Annotated in this window: 21 protein-coding genes and 1 riboswitch; of the genes, 15 read left to right on the top strand and 6 right to left on the bottom strand. The window is 61.4% G+C overall.

Features of this window, described 5'->3' with window-relative positions; genetic code table 11:
• Positions 1–4 precede the first annotated feature (4 nt).
• Together AC4CWF_RS13325 and AC4CWF_RS13320 are read right to left on the bottom strand one after the other, a co-directional pair.
• Positions 5–727: an exopolysaccharide biosynthesis protein gene (locus tag AC4CWF_RS13325; protein WP_491282126.1), complete on the bottom strand. Its 723-nt coding sequence runs from the start codon at positions 725–727 to the stop codon at positions 5–7.
• A 46-nt stretch (positions 728–773) separates the two neighbouring features.
• Positions 774–2,327, bottom strand: coding sequence for a phospholipase D-like domain-containing protein (locus AC4CWF_RS13320; RefSeq protein WP_491282125.1), 1,554 nt, complete (start codon positions 2,325–2,327; stop codon positions 774–776).
• Positions 2,328–2,512: 185 nt separating this feature from the next.
• Here AC4CWF_RS13320 and AC4CWF_RS13315 point away from each other — a divergent pair, with 185 nt between their 5' ends.
• The 3 genes from AC4CWF_RS13315 to AC4CWF_RS13305 all read left to right on the top strand — a co-directional run bounded on the left by AC4CWF_RS13315 (position 2,513) and on the right by AC4CWF_RS13305 (position 4,539).
• Entirely contained in the window at positions 2,513–2,635 is a 123-nt protein-coding gene (locus tag AC4CWF_RS13315) for a hypothetical protein (RefSeq protein ID WP_491282124.1), read from the top strand.
• A 197-nt stretch (positions 2,636–2,832) separates the two neighbouring features.
• Positions 2,833–3,708 (top strand): branched-chain amino acid aminotransferase, encoded by an 876-nt coding sequence (locus AC4CWF_RS13310; protein ID WP_491282123.1) that lies wholly within the window; start codon positions 2,833–2,835, stop codon positions 3,706–3,708.
• A 228-nt stretch (positions 3,709–3,936) separates the two neighbouring features.
• A complete protein-coding gene (locus tag AC4CWF_RS13305) occupies positions 3,937–4,539 on the top strand; it encodes a superoxide dismutase (RefSeq protein WP_491282122.1) in 603 nt (200 codons plus the stop codon).
• 378 nt (positions 4,540–4,917) lie between these two features.
• On the opposite strand, the gene AC4CWF_RS13300 is transcribed toward AC4CWF_RS13305, so the two are convergent.
• Positions 4,918–5,847 carry an IS110 family RNA-guided transposase gene (locus tag AC4CWF_RS13300; RefSeq protein ID WP_491282054.1) on the bottom strand — a complete coding sequence of 310 codons (930 nt, stop codon included), beginning with the start codon at positions 5,845–5,847 and terminating at the stop codon, positions 4,918–4,920.
• Positions 5,848–6,164: 317 nt separating this feature from the next.
• Here AC4CWF_RS13300 and AC4CWF_RS13295 point away from each other — a divergent pair, with 317 nt between their 5' ends.
• The 7 genes from AC4CWF_RS13295 (at position 6,165) to AC4CWF_RS13265 (ending at position 10,452) form a co-directional block, all read left to right on the top strand.
• Positions 6,165–7,064: a metallophosphoesterase gene (locus AC4CWF_RS13295; RefSeq protein ID WP_491282121.1), complete on the top strand. Its 900-nt coding sequence runs from the start codon at positions 6,165–6,167 to the stop codon at positions 7,062–7,064.
• Positions 7,065–7,231: 167 nt separating this feature from the next.
• The gene (locus AC4CWF_RS13290; protein WP_491282120.1) at positions 7,232–7,675 is read left to right on the top strand and encodes a c-type cytochrome; all 444 of its coding nucleotides are present in this window, start codon (positions 7,232–7,234) and stop codon (positions 7,673–7,675) included.
• Between the two features lie 90 nt (positions 7,676–7,765).
• Positions 7,766–8,680 (top strand): c-type cytochrome, encoded by a 915-nt coding sequence (locus AC4CWF_RS13285; RefSeq protein ID WP_491282119.1) that lies wholly within the window; start codon positions 7,766–7,768, stop codon positions 8,678–8,680.
• Positions 8,681–8,764: 84 nt separating this feature from the next.
• Positions 8,765–8,980: riboswitch (cobalamin riboswitch) on the top strand.
• Positions 8,981–9,005: 25 nt separating this feature from the next.
• Positions 9,006–9,182, top strand: coding sequence for a CbtB domain-containing protein (locus AC4CWF_RS13280; RefSeq protein WP_491282118.1), 177 nt, complete (start codon positions 9,006–9,008; stop codon positions 9,180–9,182).
• Positions 9,183–9,291: 109 nt separating this feature from the next.
• Complete coding sequence (locus AC4CWF_RS13275) at positions 9,292–10,116, top strand: CbtA family protein (protein WP_491285398.1); 825 nt, start codon at positions 9,292–9,294, stop codon at positions 10,114–10,116.
• On the top strand, positions 10,113–10,280 hold the full coding sequence (locus AC4CWF_RS13270; protein ID WP_491282117.1) for a hypothetical protein: 168 nt from the start codon (positions 10,113–10,115) through the stop codon (positions 10,278–10,280). Before AC4CWF_RS13275 ends, AC4CWF_RS13270 begins: the two co-directional genes overlap by 4 nt.
• A 40-nt stretch (positions 10,281–10,320) precedes the next feature.
• Positions 10,321–10,452: a hypothetical protein gene (locus AC4CWF_RS13265; RefSeq protein ID WP_491282116.1), complete on the top strand. Its 132-nt coding sequence runs from the start codon at positions 10,321–10,323 to the stop codon at positions 10,450–10,452.
• 10 nt (positions 10,453–10,462) lie between these two features.
• Here AC4CWF_RS13265 and AC4CWF_RS13260 read toward each other — a convergent pair whose 3' ends face one another.
• Positions 10,463–11,035 carry a type 1 glutamine amidotransferase family protein gene (locus AC4CWF_RS13260; RefSeq protein WP_491282115.1) on the bottom strand — a complete coding sequence of 191 codons (573 nt, stop codon included), beginning with the start codon at positions 11,033–11,035 and terminating at the stop codon, positions 10,463–10,465.
• 30 nt (positions 11,036–11,065) lie between these two features.
• A complete protein-coding gene (locus AC4CWF_RS13255) occupies positions 11,066–11,638 on the bottom strand; it encodes a GNAT family N-acetyltransferase (protein ID WP_491282114.1) in 573 nt (190 codons plus the stop codon).
• Between the two features lie 155 nt (positions 11,639–11,793).
• On the opposite strand from AC4CWF_RS13255, the gene AC4CWF_RS13250 reads away from it, so the two are divergent.
• Complete coding sequence (locus tag AC4CWF_RS13250; protein ID WP_491285397.1) at positions 11,794–12,012, top strand: hypothetical protein; 219 nt, start codon at positions 11,794–11,796, stop codon at positions 12,010–12,012.
• 37 nt (positions 12,013–12,049) lie between these two features.
• Positions 12,050–12,760 (top strand): nucleotidyl transferase AbiEii/AbiGii toxin family protein, encoded by a 711-nt coding sequence (locus AC4CWF_RS13245; RefSeq protein WP_491282113.1) that lies wholly within the window; start codon positions 12,050–12,052, stop codon positions 12,758–12,760.
• Positions 12,761–12,815: 55 nt separating this feature from the next.
• Here the strand turns inward: AC4CWF_RS13245 and AC4CWF_RS13240 are convergent, their stop codons facing one another.
• Positions 12,816–13,229, bottom strand: coding sequence for a MerR family transcriptional regulator (locus tag AC4CWF_RS13240; RefSeq protein ID WP_491282112.1), 414 nt, complete (start codon positions 13,227–13,229; stop codon positions 12,816–12,818).
• A gap of 84 nt (positions 13,230–13,313) precedes the next feature.
• On the opposite strand from AC4CWF_RS13240, the gene AC4CWF_RS13235 reads away from it, so the two are divergent.
• From AC4CWF_RS13235 to dmeF, 3 genes are all read left to right on the top strand, one after another.
• Positions 13,314–14,081, top strand: coding sequence for a cation efflux transmembrane domain-containing protein (locus tag AC4CWF_RS13235; protein ID WP_491282111.1), 768 nt, complete (start codon positions 13,314–13,316; stop codon positions 14,079–14,081).
• Between the two features lie 156 nt (positions 14,082–14,237).
• Entirely contained in the window at positions 14,238–14,510 is a 273-nt protein-coding gene (gene dmeR / locus AC4CWF_RS13230; protein WP_491282110.1) for a Ni(II)/Co(II)-sensing transcriptional repressor DmeR, read from the top strand.
• Between the two features lie 74 nt (positions 14,511–14,584).
• Positions 14,585–15,589: a CDF family Co(II)/Ni(II) efflux transporter DmeF gene (gene dmeF, locus AC4CWF_RS13225; protein WP_491282109.1), complete on the top strand. Its 1,005-nt coding sequence runs from the start codon at positions 14,585–14,587 to the stop codon at positions 15,587–15,589.
• Positions 15,590–15,591 lie beyond the last annotated feature (2 nt).

Here is a 15,591-nt window from a genome sequence, read left to right as displayed (position 1 = left end):
GGCCTCAGCCGCCGATCAGCCCGCCGGCAAGCACGGTATAGACGAGGTAGATCGCGCCGAGCGATGTGACGGCAGCAATGCTGGCGATCAGGCCATCGCGGGCCGTCAGCGACAGGCCGAAAAGCGCAATCGTCCCCATCGGGGCCGTGCTCGCAAAGGGCACCAGTTCAAGCGGCGGCACGGTGAAGCAAAGCGCGATGCAAAGCGCTGCCATGCCCTGCAGCCATGGCGGTTTCGTCAGCCATGTCAGCCGCGGCTTGAACAGCCTGTCGGTAAAGCGCGCCACCGGCCGCAGCGTGTCCATCGCCTTGCCCAGCTTTTGCGCGCCGATGGTGCGGCGTTCGGCAAATTGCGGCAACCAGAGATGTTTTCGACCTATGAGGATCTGCACGGCAAACAGCCCGATGACCACGGCAAGCACCGTGGGCAGGCCGGGAATACCGCCGATCGGGCTGATCTCGATCAGCGCCGGCACCAGAAGGAACGGCCCGAAACTGCGCTCGCCGATTTGTTCGCGCACGTCATGAATGCTGACTGTGTCCTTCTCATCGGCAAGGTTTGCGATGGCATCCAGCACGTCGGTCAGGCTTTCCGGTTCCTGTCGCGTGGATTGCTGGTTCCCCGCGTTCTGGCTTCCTGAATGCTGTCCACCCGAATGCTGTCCACCCGAATGCTGGCCTGAAACGGCTGCGGGTGTTGTCCTGTCGTCGCGCGTCCTTGCGTCCATTGGGCTCTTGTCCTTGGCAAAAATCTGCTGCGGCGCGAAAAGGGGTTTAGTCTTTTGCGTCGGCAATCGGCTTTTCGCTATGCCGTCCAAACAGCCGGCGGCCGAAACGGTTGCGCAGAAAGGCTGATGTCCGGTAACGCAGCCCGGCCGGGCGCTCGGGATCGACCAGATCGGATTCGGCCACCCACTCGTCATCGATCCCCATTTCGCGCTCCTCGATGGGGCGCAGACCCCGCCCGCCGTCTGGTGCATTGAGCGCTTCGATGGTCTTCACCAGAGATCCGCCATGTCGTTCCAGCGTTTCCTCGATGGTTTCGATGGTCTGTCCCAGATGTTCTGCCAGAAGATCGTTGCGACGGGTGAGAAGGGTCAGGCTTTCGTCACTTCCGCTCCGGGGGGCTTCCACCAGAATGTCGCATTCGGTGTCATAACCCATGGAGCGGTTGTTGAGATTGGCAGAGCCGAGCTTCAGGATGCGGTCATCGGCAATCATGATCTTGGCATGAACATAGATTTCCTTGCCGGCGTGATTGACCGGATAGAAAATGCGGAACCGGTTGTTGTGGTCGGCCTTCCTGACCAGCTTCAGCAGCCGGGCGCGGGCCGTATCCATCGTTTTTTCCTCCAGCCAGCCGCTGGCGCCCATCGGGTTGATAATGACGATTTCCGGGCCATCCGGTTCCTGCAGCCGCTTTGCCATGGCTTCTGCGATGCGGCGCGAGGCAAAATACTGGCTTTCAATATAAAGCGTGCGCCGGGCCGCCGCGATAATGGCAAGCGTGGCCGTCTCGATTTCCACCACCTGCTCATGGTCGGCATATTCCGGGGCCGTGCGGGAAATGCCGATGTCGATGCCCTCGAAATCGGCCGGCAGGTCTTTGGGCCAGAGGCCCTCGTTGATGGGAACCGGTTCCAGCATCTGGCCGGTTGCCATCTGCCAGCGCTCGCGCGCAAGATCACCCAGCGCCTTGGCGGCAGGGCCGGAAAAACAGCTTGTCGCATCATGCCATGGCGGTTCGGCGTGACCATAGGGCGACAGCCGGTTCGGATGCTCTTGCCGATGATCCCGCGTATCCCAGCGCCCGACGGTCATGTCGATGCCACCGCAGAAGGCGACGGTATCGTCGATGATCAAGAGCTTCATATGATGGGCGGCAAGGGCAGGGTGGGCGCGGTCGAGCTTCAGGTGGATACGTTTTGAAAACAGCCAGCGCAGCATGTGCAGCGGCGTTTCACCACGCGTGATCGAATGGACAAGCCCGACATCCCATTTGAGGATGCGGATCTGCAGGTCCGGATTCTTTCGCGCCAGATGCTCGAACACGCGGCCGAGCTTGTCCGGGTGCTCGCTTGTATCCTCGCCCGGCACGAGGCGAATGCGCGTATCAAAATCCCAGCCGATCAGCATGATGGAGCGGCGCGCCTGCATCATCATGTCCTTGGCATGGCGGAAAAAATCGGCGGCATCAACGATCACCGAGAACCTGTCGGCATGCGCGATGCGCCAGCAGGTTTGGTTCTCCACGACAAGGCTCTGAGCGGCAAATATTGCTTTCGCCTCTGCCGGATCGGATGTTCCCTTTGCGGGAAAGCATGTCATGATGTGTTCCGAAGCTGCTGTGAATAGACCGGCGGTTCGTGCCAAAGACGCGGATCGGGGCAGCTTTGTTCCGGGAATTCCGAGGGTGCCATCGAATTTATGCCGCATGAGGGGGCTAGGGTGGCATCAATGAGAGAGCATGAGGGCTGATGAGGATTTCCTGGTGTATTGTATGGTTGGCGGTCTTGATCGCCATCGTCCTTTGTATTCCGCTGATCGAACGGGACGTGGTGCAGAACCACTCGAATACGACGATGCCGCGGCAGGATGCGCCGCTTCTGCCGGCGCCGGCGCAGCAGCGGCCGTGAGGGCGAGCGGTCCAGGCGCCATCACTTTCGGTGATGATTTCATCTATGCCGTTGCTTGCTCTCGTACGGCATGGATAGCTGCCGGCTGCTCGTGAGCAATATTCTTTCGATCCTCTCTGCCCCTTTAAAAAATCCTTGACCTTGCCGCCGGCGCGGGACTTCATTCCGGCCAAATTCGTGCGTTCAAGGAGAATACCATGCCTGTCGATACCACCCCCCGCAGCGCCACCTTCACCTTTGTCGATGGGGATTGGGTGCCCGGCAATCCGCCGCTCATCGGCCCCACCTCGCATGCGATGTGGCTGGGTTCGACCGTGTTTGACGGCGCCCGCTGGTTCGACGGCATGTCTCCCGATCTCGACATGCATTGCGAACGCGTCAACCGCTCCGCCACCAACATGGGCATGTCGCCCGTCATGGAAGCCAAGGCCATCGAGGCGCTGGCGCTGGAAGGGGTCAAGAAATTCGACGGCAAGACGGCGATCTACATCAAGCCGATGTATTGGGCCGAACACGGTCTGCCTTATTCGGTTGTCGCACCCGATCCGGATTCGACCCGTTTTGCACTTTGCCTGTTCGAGGCACCGATGCACACGGCAAAGCCGTCTTCGCTGACCGTTTCGCCTTATCGCCGCCCGAACCCGGAAGTGGCGATGACCGGCGCCAAGACCGGTAGCCTTTATCCCAATAGCGGCCGCATGATCATCGAGGCGCGCGGCCGCGGTTTCGACAATGCGCTGGCGCGTGACATGAACGGCAATGTCGCCGAAACCGCATCCTCCAACATCTTCCTTGCCAAGGATGGCGTGGTGATGACGCCGGTTGCCAATGGCACGTTTCTGGCCGGCATCACCCGTTCGCGTATCATCAACCTGTTGCGGGGAGCCGGTGTCGAGGTGCGCGAATGCACGTTGACGGTCGAGGATTTCATGGCCGCCGACGAGATTTTCACCACCGGCAACTATTCCAAGATCGTGCCGGTCAACCGGCTGGAAAGCCAGGAATTCCAGGAAGGCCCGGTCGCCCGCAAGGCGCTGCAGCTTTATATGGACTGGGCCCGCGCGGCGGCCTGACTTTGTCTTTGCCAAGGGGGCGGGGTCTTGCGGCCTTCGCCCGTCGTCCAAACCCGGCGCGCGCAAAAAATCGCATGCGCCGGGCAAACCAAACGCGATCTGAAACGTTAGCGACAGGACACACGAGCGCGTTTAAAATTGCGCTCCGGCCCGTTGCCTCTTGTGGCGCGCGCACCTATGTTCCCGATCACCACTCAGACCGCTGTTTTGCCGAAAAGGAGTAAGATCATGGCTTTTGAACTTCCGGAACTTCCCTACGCCTACGATTCGCTTTCCCCCTACATGTCGGCGGAAACGCTCGAATATCACCACGACAAGCACCACAAGGCCTATGTCGACAACGGCAACAAGCTGGCTGCTGAAGCAGGCTTTGGCGATCTGTCGGTCGAGGAAGTCGTCAAGAAGTCGTTCGGCACCCATGCCGGCCTCTTCAACAATGCTGCCCAGCACTACAACCACATCCATTTCTGGAAGTGGATGAAGAAGGACGGCGGCGGCAACAAGCTGCCCGGCAAGCTGCAGGCTGCCATCGACAGCGATCTCGGCGGTTACGACAAGTTCAAGTCCGATTTCATCGCTGCCGGCACCACGCAGTTCGGCTCCGGCTGGGCCTGGCTTTCGGTCAAGGACGGCAAGCTCGTCATCTCCAAAACCCCGAATGGCGAAAACCCGCTGGTTCACGGCGCAGCCCCGATCCTCGGCGTCGACGTGTGGGAACATTCCTACTACATCGACTACCGCAACGCCCGTCCAAAATATCTCGAAGCCTTCGTCGACAGCCTGATCAACTGGGATTACGTGCTGGAAATGTACGAAGCCGCTTCAAAGTAAGCTGCTCGGAAAAGGTTTGAAGTTGAACGCCCGGCGGGTTTTTCGCCGGGCGTTTTTGTGTTTTGGGTGGTTGTCCGGCGGCGCGTGTGGTTTTTAGGCCGGGGGCGAGTGTCCGGCAGCTCCGGTCGCTGCCGCCTTTGGGGCTACTATGCCGAAGCGTCGGCGGTTGCCGCCCCCTCATCCGGCTGCCGCCACCTTCTCCCCGAGGGGAGAAGGGAGATTGAACCGAAGCGCTGGCCACATGTCCCTTCTCCCCGAGGGGAGAAGAGGGATGCCGCAGCGTTGTGCCGCCTCATAATTCGTCTTGCGGCGAGAGACTGGTGAAGGCGGTGCCTCCTTCTTCCTTCTCCCCCGCGGGGAGAGCGACTGTCTTTGCAGTCAAGCGTTTTGCCATGGTTTTTGGTCCCGGATGATGGCGTTGAGCATGGTGAGGAGTTTGCGCATTGTTGCGACGATGGCGACGATCTTGGGTTTGCCGGCTGCGACGAGACGGTCACGAAAGGCTTTGAGCACGGGGTTGTGCCGGCTGGCGACGAGGGCTGCCATGAACAGCACGGCCCGCACTTTGCCCCTGCCGCCGCCAATGAAGCTCTTGCCTTTCCACGTGCCCGATTGTCGGGTAAAGGGTGCCAGACCCGCAAGCGATGCGATCTGACGTCGATCGAGACTGCCCAGTTCCGGCATCTCGGCGAGCAGCGTGCGAGCGGTGGCGGCCCCCACCCCCGGCACCGATGTCAGTAGCTGCTCGCGCACCCGCCACAGCGGCGACCTGCGGATATGTTCATCGAGATCGGCGTCGAGACTTTCCAACTCGCGCTTGAGGGCTTTCAGCAACCGCGTAATGCTCTTCTGGGCCTCTTTCGCCAGAACCATGCGCGCCCGGTTTTCCTCAGCCACGATCATCTGGACGATCTGCCGCCTGCGGGCCACAAGTGCCGACAAAGCCTGGGTTTCCAAGTCTTTGAGCGGTCTCAGCTCTGGCTTGGTCGCAATCACGAAAGCGGCAATCACTGCCGCATCGATCGGATCTGTCTTGGCGCGACGGCCGATCGCATTGGCATAAGAACGCACCTGCGCCGGATTGACCACGAGGACGGCAAAGCCCGCCGAAGACAGCGCCGCCACCGCCAGCATCTCAAACCCGCCGGTTGCTTCCATGGCAACGGCATTGGCTTTGATCGATTGCAGTCGCGAGACCAGATCTTCGACGCCCGCATGCGTATTTTCCACCGCAAACGTCACACCGGATGGCGCCACGGCGATATCCAGACGATCCTTCGAAACATCGATCCCAACAACGATATCCATCTTTTCCCATCCTTGCCTAAACGGACTTTGCCTGCGCAAGCGGTCCTGGCGACTGTTCGGGTTCGATGGAACGGCGGACGAAGACCCTTGCTCTCCCACGGGCTTGGTGTCCCAAAGGTTTGTCGGTCTCCCATCCGCCACCGCATTGGGCATTACACACCCAAATGCGGCTATTGGGAAGTTACAAGGTGCCGGCAGGCGGATGAGGGGGCCACTCGCGCTGCCGTCCGCCACCCACTGCTATTCGCGCCGCCGCCGCCCGTCCACAGCCCACCCCTGTCATTCCCCTGTCACGCCATGCCGCTATTGGCAAAATCATGCCAAATCAGCCGCTCCTCCGCTTCGGCGTGATCGCCGACCCGCAATATGCCGATCTCGAGCCGAATACGGTTCTCGACCGGCATTTTCGAAACAGCCTTGGCAAGCTTGCCGAAGCGATCGCCACCTTCGAGGGGGAGGATCTGTCTTTCGTGATGACGCTCGGCGACCTCATCGACCGGGATTTTGCAAGCTTTGATGCGCCGCTCGAGATTTTTGGCCGCTCGCGCCACGAATGCCTGTTCCTGCCCGGTAACCATGATTTTCTCGTCGCACCGGAGAAGATTGGCGCGGTATTCGATCGGCTCGGCATGCCCGCACCCTATTATGCCTTTACCCGCGCTGGCATCAGTTTCCTTGTCATCGATGGCGGCGAGGAAAGCCTGTTTGCAACGGCTGGTGATCCCGCGCGGCATGCTAAGGCAAAGGCCCGGCTGGATGGACTGCGCAGCAGGGGCGCGATCAATGCCATGGAGTGGAACGGCGGCATCTCTGAGCGCCAGTTCAACTGGATCGCCAGAGAGCTGAAGGCTGCGGAAGCTTCGGGCCGGCCGGTCATCGTCATGGGGCACTTTCCGCTTTATCCAGCAGGCGATCATAATCTTTGGGATAGCGGCGCGCTTTCCGATCTGCTGTCGTCCTCGCCGCAGGTGATTGCCTATCTCTGCGGGCATTATCATGCGGGCGGCGTGGCAAGAGCCGGCTCCTGCTGGTTCGTCAATTTTCGCGGCATGGTGGATACCGAACGGCAGACCGCCTTTGCGGTGGTGGATGTTCATGCCGACCACATTGCCATTACCGGTTATGGGCGCGAGGAAAGCCGGCATCTGTCACGCGCCACCATTACCGGTGCCACCATCAACGCCGGGATGCAGGCCATCGGCCAATCGGCCGCATAGGCTGAAACACCCGGGCACGACAGGCCTTGCGCTGCCTTTTGCCGCAGCTGTTCACATCTCTGTGTGAGCAGAAAAATGTCATTTCTCTCAAATGCATACGATGTAATCATGGCGCCGACATATCAGCGTGCGGTGCCTCCATGGCCTGCGACAAGGGGAGAATGAGCATGAATTTGAAACGGGTATCCACGGCCGTCCTGGCCCTCTGTCTTGGCGCCGGCGTGGTGTTTGCCGCCGGCGAGCCGCAAACCGAGCGCAAGGCGCTGATGAAGAAGATCGGCGGTTCGATGGGTGAACTTGGCGCGATTGCCAAGGGCCAGAAGCCTTATGATGCAGCCACCGTGAAGACGGCGCTTTCCACGATCAGCGCGTCCGCCAAGGATTTCCCCAACCATTTTCCGGCCGGTTCCGAAACGGGCATGGAAACGGCGGCATCGCCGGCCATCTGGCAGAACATGGATGACTTCAAGGCGAAGTCGATGAAACTGTCATCCGATGCCGAAACGGTTCTGGCCTCCATGCCCGCCGATCAGGCAGCCGTGGGGCAGGCCATGCAGACGCTGGGCGCCGATTGCGGCACCTGTCACCAGGCCTATCGTCTGAAGCGCTAAGCGCAGCCTTTTATGATCGCCGCCCGGCATCATGTCGTGCGGCGGTTTTTTGGGCATTCGGGTTTTTAAGAACATGAACGGGGAGCGGCCATGGCATCGACATGGGCCAAAATCGCACTGGCGGGTGTCTTTGCCGTCGTGGCGGGCGGCGCGGCAGCCTATGCGCTGACGCGGCCCGCACCGCATCCGGCCGATTATTGGGCAGGGCTCGGCGCGCCTGACGTGGCCAATGGCGAACACCTGTTCTGGGCCGGCGGCTGCGTCAGTTGCCATGCGCCGAAGGATGCCAAGGGCGAGGAGCTGAAGGTGCTCTCCGGCGGTCGCGCGCTGCCAACGGCTTTCGGCACGTTCCACGTCCCCAATATCTCACCCGATCCAGAGGCTGGCATCGGCAGCTGGACGCTGGCGCAGTTTGGCGATGCGATGACGCGGGGCGTTGGCCCGAAGGGTGAACATCTTTATCCGTCCTTCCCCTACAGTTCCTATGCGCGCATGACGCGCGAGGACGTGAACGACCTCTTCGGTTACCTGAAGACGCTGCCGGCAAGCCGCAATGTTGCGCCGCCGCATGAACTCGGTTTCCCCTTCAACCAACGCGTGACGCTCGGCGGCTGGAAGCTGCTGTTTTTCAGTGCAGAACCCCGCGTCGCGCTCGACAACCCGAGCGATGCCGTCAAGCGCGGGCAATATCTGGTGGAGGGCCCCGGCCATTGCGGCGAATGCCACACCCCGCGCAACGCGCTCGGCGGCTTTGAAAGCGGGCAGTGGCTGGCAGGCGGTCCGAACCCGGAAGGCGAGGGGCGCATTCCCAACATCACCCCCGGCGGAAAGGCCATTGGCAGCTGGAGCGAGGGCGATATCGCCAATTATCTCGAAACCGGCTTCACCCCCGAATTCGACAGCGCCGGCGGCTCCATGGTGGAGGTTCAACAGAACCTGTCGCACCTGCCCAAAAGCGATCTGGAGGCGATTGCTGCCTATCTGAAGGCGGTTCCTTCGCATTGACCACGGCAATGGCCGCCACACATCCGCAAAAGCCAGGAAACCCCAGGGTTGCGACGCGTATTGACAGGCCCCCGGTGGCGGGCCACAAGAAGAGCGTGTGACGGTTCCTGCCGGATGAAAGATCCGTCGGGATGAAAAGGGAACACGATAGGGCATTGAGAGAAGTGCCTCATTCGTGGCTGCCCCCGCAACTGTGAGCGGTGAGTTCATCGACTGTTATGGCCACTGGGAAACCGGGAAGGTCTGGTTGTTGAACAGCGACCCGCGAGCCAGGAGACCTGCCGCCGCACCTGTCGTCAACGCATATGCAACGAGGGGTTTTTGCATGTCGATCCAAACATCCACCGCCGGCACTTCGGCGAAATCCACATCCATGCTGCAGGCCGTTTTTGCGGTAGCACTTGGCCTGTTCATCGTCGGCTTCGTCGGTTTTTCCCATGCGGAAGCCGTACACAACGCCGCCCACGATACGCGCCACGCCAACGCCTTTCCCTGCCACTAACGCGCGCTCCATCTGAAAAGTATCAGGTCGTTCAGCCACGTTTAAATCGGGTATCGCGCTTGCCGGACATCGTCCGGTTCATAGGCGCTTTGCCCGCACGGGAAAGGTTATCTCCATGTTCAGATCCATTGTCTTCTCCGCCGTTGTGGTGGGGATTGTGAGCGGTATTGCCGCCTCGCTGATGCAGATGGTCGGCACCACGCCGCTCATTCTGTCTGCCGAAACCTATGAAAACGCCGGTGCCGCCGGCCATGACCACGCGCAAGCGGCAGCAGCACCCGTTGCCGTGCCGCCCGCCACAGAAAACCCTGCCCCCCACGTCCATGCCGCCGGGACGGCGCCGCATGAACATGCCGATGGTCACGGTCAGGAGGCCCATGATCACGAAGGCCATGACCACGGAGACGGATGGGCGCCGGCCGATGGGCTGGAACGGCTCTCCTATACGGCAGCCGCCAATATCCTGACAGCCATCGGTTATGCGCTGGTGCTGTGCGGGCTTCTGTCTGTCGCTAGCCAGGGCGGGCTTGCCAAAACCATCGATTGGCGCACGGGCCTTTTCTTCGGCCTGGCCGGTTTTGCCTCTGTCATGCTGGCGCCAATGGTGGGGCTTCCGCCGGAACTGCCGGGTTCTCCCGCCGGCGATCTTGGCGCGCGCCAGATCTGGTGGCTGTCGACGGCCTTTGCCACCGCACTCGGTATCGCGCTGCTGGCGTTTCGTCGTGACGGGTTTTCCGCTGTCGCCGCCATTGCGCTGATTGCCGCACCGCATCTCATCGGCGCACCGCTGCCGCCAGACGGCGAGCATGCGCTTGCCCCGCTTGGGCTGGAACGCCAGTTCATCGTGGCAGCGACGCTGACGAGCCTTGTGTTCTGGGCGCTGCTCGGTTCGCTGAGCGGGCTCCTGATGAAGCGTTTCGAGGCGGCGCGGTGAGCGAAAACGATCCTGATCGCCCCGCCATCTGGCGCGATGATCTCGATGCCCTGCAGTTTGGCGTGCCGGGGCAGGGCAGTCTCTGCCTTGTCCACCGGCTCGCCTTTCGCGCACTTTTGCCTGCGGTCTTCTGGAGAAAGCCTTTCCCCGCAGGCCTGTCTTGAACTTTTCCTCAGCGAAAGCCGGCATTTCGAAGCCGCGGCCATGGCCAAGATCGCGCGCCTTCAATTGGCCCCCGGCCGCAACCTTCACCTTAACAGCCGCGATATCCGTCGCGCCATGGCGGGTGAAATTTCGGATGGGCCAGTGAAGGCCTGCCGCGTTCTGGGCGGCTGAGGCGGTCGCTTCAGCCCTGACGATGCTCGGCGGAAAACTGCGAAAGCTCCATCTGCGCCTCCGGCGTCCACAGATCGAGCGCCTTCAGGATTTCGACGGTAAAGCTGTAGGGCGCGCTGCCGGCCGCCGTTACGATCCGGCCATCGCAGACAGCCTGCGGCTGATCCCGGTAACGGGCAGCCCCCGTATAGGCCGGATAGGCCTGATGGGCGGCAAGCGCATTTCCCGTATGCTCAACGTCGTTCAGCAGGCCGGTTGCGGCAAGGGCGGATGCCGCCGCACAGATGCCGCCGACGAGTTTTCCCGCGTCGTGAAACCGATGGGCAAGCGGTGCAAAATCCGGTGCCGTCCCGTTTTCCCAGCTCATGCCGCCGGAAATGACCAGGGCATCGAAATCCTCTGCATCAAGTGCTGCATAGGCGAGATCCGGCGTGACCTTCAGGCCACCCATGGAGCGCACCGGAGCACCATCGGGCGTTGCGGTCATCACCTCGACGCCGAGATAGGTGCGCGCCGATGCCATGAGCAAAGCGCATTCCCAATCGGCAAAATCGTCCGTGAGTGCAATGGCAAGCCGTTTCATGTCGTCTCTCCCGCAGTGGATGGGCAAATGTCAGGCAAGCGCCTGCAAGAACCGCATGCCGGTAACCGGGCGGGCGGTGAAATCCATCTGCTCGTAAAAACGATGCGCGGCAAAATTGCCGGTGGCGGCCGAGACGGAGAGGTAATCGCAGCCCTGCGCACGGGCGCAATCACGGGCACGATTGACCAGATGCTGACCGATACCGTGGCCGCGATGGCCATCGCGCACGAAAAGATGGTGCAGGTCCATGCCGCGCTTGCCTTCCTGGGCGCGGTAGAGCGGCACGAGAATGGCGTATCCGATCAGTTCCGATCCGGTATCGGCCACCAGCGCCTGGATCCACGGCACGGGGCCGAATAGGTCGCGTTCCAGCGTTTCCGACGTCATGGCGGCGGCATCGCCGTGATGGGCGGCAAGAGCCGCGATCATGGCGTTCAGTTCCGGCAGGTCGCGCGGTTTTGCAGCGCGTATATTAACGACATCGGCGCGGATGATGGAAATTTCACTGTCTTCGGTCATGTGCGGCATCCCTTGAAGGTTTGATCTGGTGCCGTCAGGTGCCGTTTCATGCAACAAAGCCGCCTGACGGCGGCTTGTTGACAAAATGATCTGTCGAGCCGCCGGTTACCGGTAGGCCCAAAAATACATGGCAGCGATGGGTGCGTGTACGATCATCATGGGAAGGATCGATGCGCTGGAAAGAGGTGGATGTCAAGAGGGTGCTGACTTTGCCCGTCATCGATGATAGGCTTTGTGCCATGAGACAGGACCTGCAGCATATTGTCCCTGACGATTTTCCCGAGCTGAAGCTCCTGGCTTGGAGCCGGGATCCGCAACGTCCGCTGCCCGCTGCCGAAGCTTTTTCGCTTTACGAGAGGAACTGGCGTTTCGTGGATCGCCAGCGGCTGACCGACAGGGAGAGCGGCCTCATCCGCGAACTGGCGATTGAGTTCGGCCACGGCCGCCTGCTGATCTGATCCTCATCCTGCATCGGCGCTTGCCGGAAAGTTGCCCGTGACAGAGTTTCAACGCCCCGAGCATACGGTCATCGCGTCGCTTTTGCGAGGTTTGGACCATGACCTCCTGATGGAATGCCGGTGCTGGTTCGGTGGCGGCACGGCCATTGTGCTGACGCATGGGGAGTATCGTCGCTCTCTCGATATCGATTTCCTCTGTGCCGACCGTGACGGTTACCGGCAATTGCGCAGTTGCTTTCTCGAGGGAAAAGATGGAGCGCTGTTTCCGTCCACAGCGCGGTTTTTGCGCGAGCCGGTCGCTGATACCTACGGGATCCGCGCTCTTCTTGAGTACCAGGGGCTGGTGCTGAAGTTCGAGATTGTCCGCGAGGGGCGCATCGATCTGACCGGCAGCCGTCACGCGCATCTGTATGTTCCGACCCTGTCGTTTGATGACATGTTTACAGAAAAGCTTCTGGCCAATGCCGACCGTTGTTATGATCGGGCGGTCGCCTATCGCGATGCGATGGATCTCGGGCGCCTCATCCGCGTGCATGGGGACATTCCGCCGGTAGCGCGCGTCAAAGCCGAGGCGGCTTACGGCGCCGACATCGGGCGCAAGCTGCGCGGCATTGTCAACCATCTCGGCCAGAACCCGGGCGAGGTAGAGTATGCCGCGATGACGCTGGATATGGATCTGGCTGTTGCGCTGGATGCTATCGCTGCCTTGAGGCAACAGGTTCAACGGCACTTCGAAGAGAGTAGCTAACGCGGCCGGCCCGTGCCTTTGCAGGGTGTGACGAGTGCCGCGTCGTCGCCTCCCCTCAATGCTCGTGGTCGCACAGCCCATGATCCGAGAGCGCGCGGATGACATAACAGTCCTCGACCGTGTGGCCGGAGCAGTGGGAGACGATGCGTTCCAGTTCGTGCTCCAGCTTTTTCAGCTTGTCGATCTTTTCGCGCACGTCGGAAAGGTGGGCGAGCGCGATGCGGTCGGCGCCCTCGCAGGCGTCCTTGGGGTGGTGGCTGAGCGCAATCAGTTCGCGGATGCGCTCGATCTCGAAGCCTAAATCGCGGGCGTGGCGGATGAAGGCCAGCCGTTCCAGATCCTCGCGACCATAACGCCGCTGGTTGCCGCCGGAGCGTTCGGCCGCCGCCATCAGCCCCATCTGCTCGTAATAGCGGATGGTCGGAACTTTCACGCCGGTGCGCCGGGACAAATCACCAATCGAGAGCATTTTTCAAATTACCGCTTGAACCTCTAGTCGCTAGAGCAATTATGTACGGTGTCACCACACCAGATCAAGCAAAAAGGTGACATCATGAGTGCGTCCTGCGGGCATCATCACGGCACATTCGAGGGGCTTTCCGACGATTATCGGCGGCGCCTCTGGGCCGTGATCGTCATCAATGCGGCCATGTTCTTCGTCGAGATGACGGCCGGGCATCTGGCGCGCTCGCAGGCGCTGCAGGCCGATGCGCTGGATTTTTTTGCCGATGCCGTCACCTACGGCATATCGCTCGCCGTCATCGGGGCATCGCTGAAGGTGCGCACGCTGGCGGCGGCGGCCAAGGGGGCGAGCCTGTTTTTCATCGGCCTCTGGGTGTTCGGTTCCACCGTGTACCGGGTGTTTGCGACCGGCGTTCCGGAGGCGGAGGTGATGGGCGTCATCGGTTTCCTGGCGCTTGCCGCCAACCTGTTCAGCGTGCTGCTTCTCATCAACTACAAGGATGGCGATGCCAATGTGCGCTCCGTCTGGCTCTGCTCGCGCAATGATGCCATCGGCAATGTGGTCGTGATGCTGGCGGCAACCGGGGTCTGGGGCACGGCATCGGCCTGGCCGGATCTGGCGGTTGCAGGCGTGATGGCCGGACTGTTCCTCACATCCTCGGTGCAGATCGTGCGCCAGTCCTGGACCGAATGGAAAACAAAGGGCGCCATCGACCCGAACCTCGATCCGCATGATCACGGCAGCGATGAGACGGGCCACGCCGCCCATGCCTGCTGCGCCGATCATTCGGACCATGCCGGTCACTCTCACGATTCGGGTCATTCCGGCCATGACGGCAGGCAAGCGCACCGCCACTGACCGTTTGCCGGCCGGATACCAGCGCCTTGCCGCACGCGGCGAGGCGTTTTTTTATGCCTGTTTGCGCAGCGCTTGAATACGAGATAGGCGGCAGCCAACTTGCACCGCACAAAATTGATGATAGGGTAGGGGGGTATAGTAACAATCGAGACTGCCATGTCCCATACCATTCGTGACGGTGAAAAACTTCTGGCGCGGGTGCGCCGCCTGAAGGGCCAGATGGAGGCCGTCGAGCGGGCGCTGGAAGCGCAAAAGCCGTGCGGCGAGGTGCTGCAACTGCTCGCCTCCATTCGCGGCGCGCTGAACGGCCTGACCGGCGAGGTGATGCAGGCGCATCTGCACGACCATGTGCTCCACGCCACCGACGAGGCCGAGCGGGCAAAGGCTGCCGAGGAACTGGCTGCGGCGCTGCGCAGCTACATCCGCTGATGCGATCGTCTAACCGCTCGCGCCCGACCGGCCGAGCCGGATTGCCTGACTAGAAGATTTCCCGGAGACCCGCCATGACCGCTTCCTCTTCGCACGACCACGTATTCCTCGGCGAAAACCATGATCGCAACGCCAAAAAGGTCTGGCTGGTGATTGTGATCACCACGCTGATGATGGGGGGCGAGATCGTCGCCGGCACGCTTTATGGCTCGATGGCGCTTCTGGCCGATGGCTGGCACATGTCCACCCATGCCGGCGCCATGCTGATTGCCGCCGGGGCCTACTGGTATGCCAAGCGGGAGGCGAAAAGCGGTCGCTTCACCTTCGGCACCGGCAAGCTTGGCGATCTCGCAGGTTTTGCCAGTGCGGTGGCGCTGGCGCTGATCGCTCTCTTGATTGCCGTTGAAAGCCTCGTGCGGCTGGCAAGCCCTGTCGCCATCGAGTTCAATCAGGCGATCTTAGTGGCGGTGCTCGGACTTGTCGTCAACCTCGTCAGCGCCTGGCTGCTGAAGGACGATCATCACCACGGCCACAGCCATGGGCATCATTTTGCGCACGACGACCACGACGACCACGACGATCATGCTGCCCATGAGGGGCACCACGGGCATCACGGCCACCATGGCCATCACGGGCACCATGCCCCATCCAAAGCCGCAGACAACAACCTGCGCGCTGCCTACCTGCATGTGCTCGCGGATGCGCTGACCTCGGTTCTCGCCATCGTCGCACTTCTGGCAGGCCGCGCCTATGGCTGGATCTGGCTCGATCCGGTAATGGGGATTGTCGGCGGTCTGGTGATTGCCCGCTGGTCCTTCGGGCTGGTGCGCGATACGTCTGCGGTGCTTCTCGATGCCGTACCGGAAGAGGGCAGGCTAGCCGACAAGATTCGTGCCCGCGTGGAGGGGGCGGATGCGCAACTGACCGACCTTCACGTCTGGCAGGTGGGGCCGGGCCATCATGCGGCCATCCTTGCCATCTGCGCGCGCGATCCGCTGGAGCCTGCCGCCTACAAGCAAAGACTGCAGGATCTTGAAAGCCTGTCGCATGTCACCGTGGAGGTGATGCGGGCCGCGTGACA

Source organism: Neorhizobium sp. PAMB6630 (assembly GCF_058242775.1).
This window is presented reverse-complemented; position numbering and strand designations above follow the sequence as displayed.

Bases quoted from the DNA above. Each gene is read 5' to 3' on its own strand.
- AC4CWF_RS13325 (WP_491282126.1), bottom strand. From the start codon at position 727: ATGGACGCAAGGACGCGCGACGACAGGACAACACCCGCAGCCGTTTCA.
- AC4CWF_RS13285 (WP_491282119.1), top strand. From the start codon at position 7,766: ATGGCATCGACATGGGCCAAAATCGCACTGGCGGGTGTCTTTGCCGTC.
- AC4CWF_RS13240 (WP_491282112.1), bottom strand. From the start codon at position 13,229: ATGCTCTCGATTGGTGATTTGTCCCGGCGCACCGGCGTGAAAGTTCCG.
- AC4CWF_RS13320 (WP_491282125.1), bottom strand. From the start codon at position 2,327: ATGACATGCTTTCCCGCAAAGGGAACATCCGATCCGGCAGAGGCGAAA.
- AC4CWF_RS13295 (WP_491282121.1), top strand. From the start codon at position 6,165: ATGCCAAATCAGCCGCTCCTCCGCTTCGGCGTGATCGCCGACCCGCAA.
- AC4CWF_RS13260 (WP_491282115.1), bottom strand. From the start codon at position 11,035: ATGAAACGGCTTGCCATTGCACTCACGGACGATTTTGCCGATTGGGAA.
- AC4CWF_RS13250 (WP_491285397.1), top strand. From the start codon at position 11,794: ATGAGACAGGACCTGCAGCATATTGTCCCTGACGATTTTCCCGAGCTG.
- dmeF (WP_491282109.1), top strand. From the start codon at position 14,585: ATGACCGCTTCCTCTTCGCACGACCACGTATTCCTCGGCGAAAACCAT.
- AC4CWF_RS13235 (WP_491282111.1), top strand. From the start codon at position 13,314: ATGAGTGCGTCCTGCGGGCATCATCACGGCACATTCGAGGGGCTTTCC.
- AC4CWF_RS13300 (WP_491282054.1), bottom strand. From the start codon at position 5,847: ATGGATATCGTTGTTGGGATCGATGTTTCGAAGGATCGTCTGGATATC.
- AC4CWF_RS13310 (WP_491282123.1), top strand. From the start codon at position 2,833: ATGCCTGTCGATACCACCCCCCGCAGCGCCACCTTCACCTTTGTCGAT.
- AC4CWF_RS13265 (WP_491282116.1), top strand. From the start codon at position 10,321: ATGGCCAAGATCGCGCGCCTTCAATTGGCCCCCGGCCGCAACCTTCAC.
- AC4CWF_RS13280 (WP_491282118.1), top strand. From the start codon at position 9,006: ATGTCGATCCAAACATCCACCGCCGGCACTTCGGCGAAATCCACATCC.
- AC4CWF_RS13290 (WP_491282120.1), top strand. From the start codon at position 7,232: ATGAATTTGAAACGGGTATCCACGGCCGTCCTGGCCCTCTGTCTTGGC.
- dmeR (WP_491282110.1), top strand. From the start codon at position 14,238: ATGTCCCATACCATTCGTGACGGTGAAAAACTTCTGGCGCGGGTGCGC.
- AC4CWF_RS13305 (WP_491282122.1), top strand. From the start codon at position 3,937: ATGGCTTTTGAACTTCCGGAACTTCCCTACGCCTACGATTCGCTTTCC.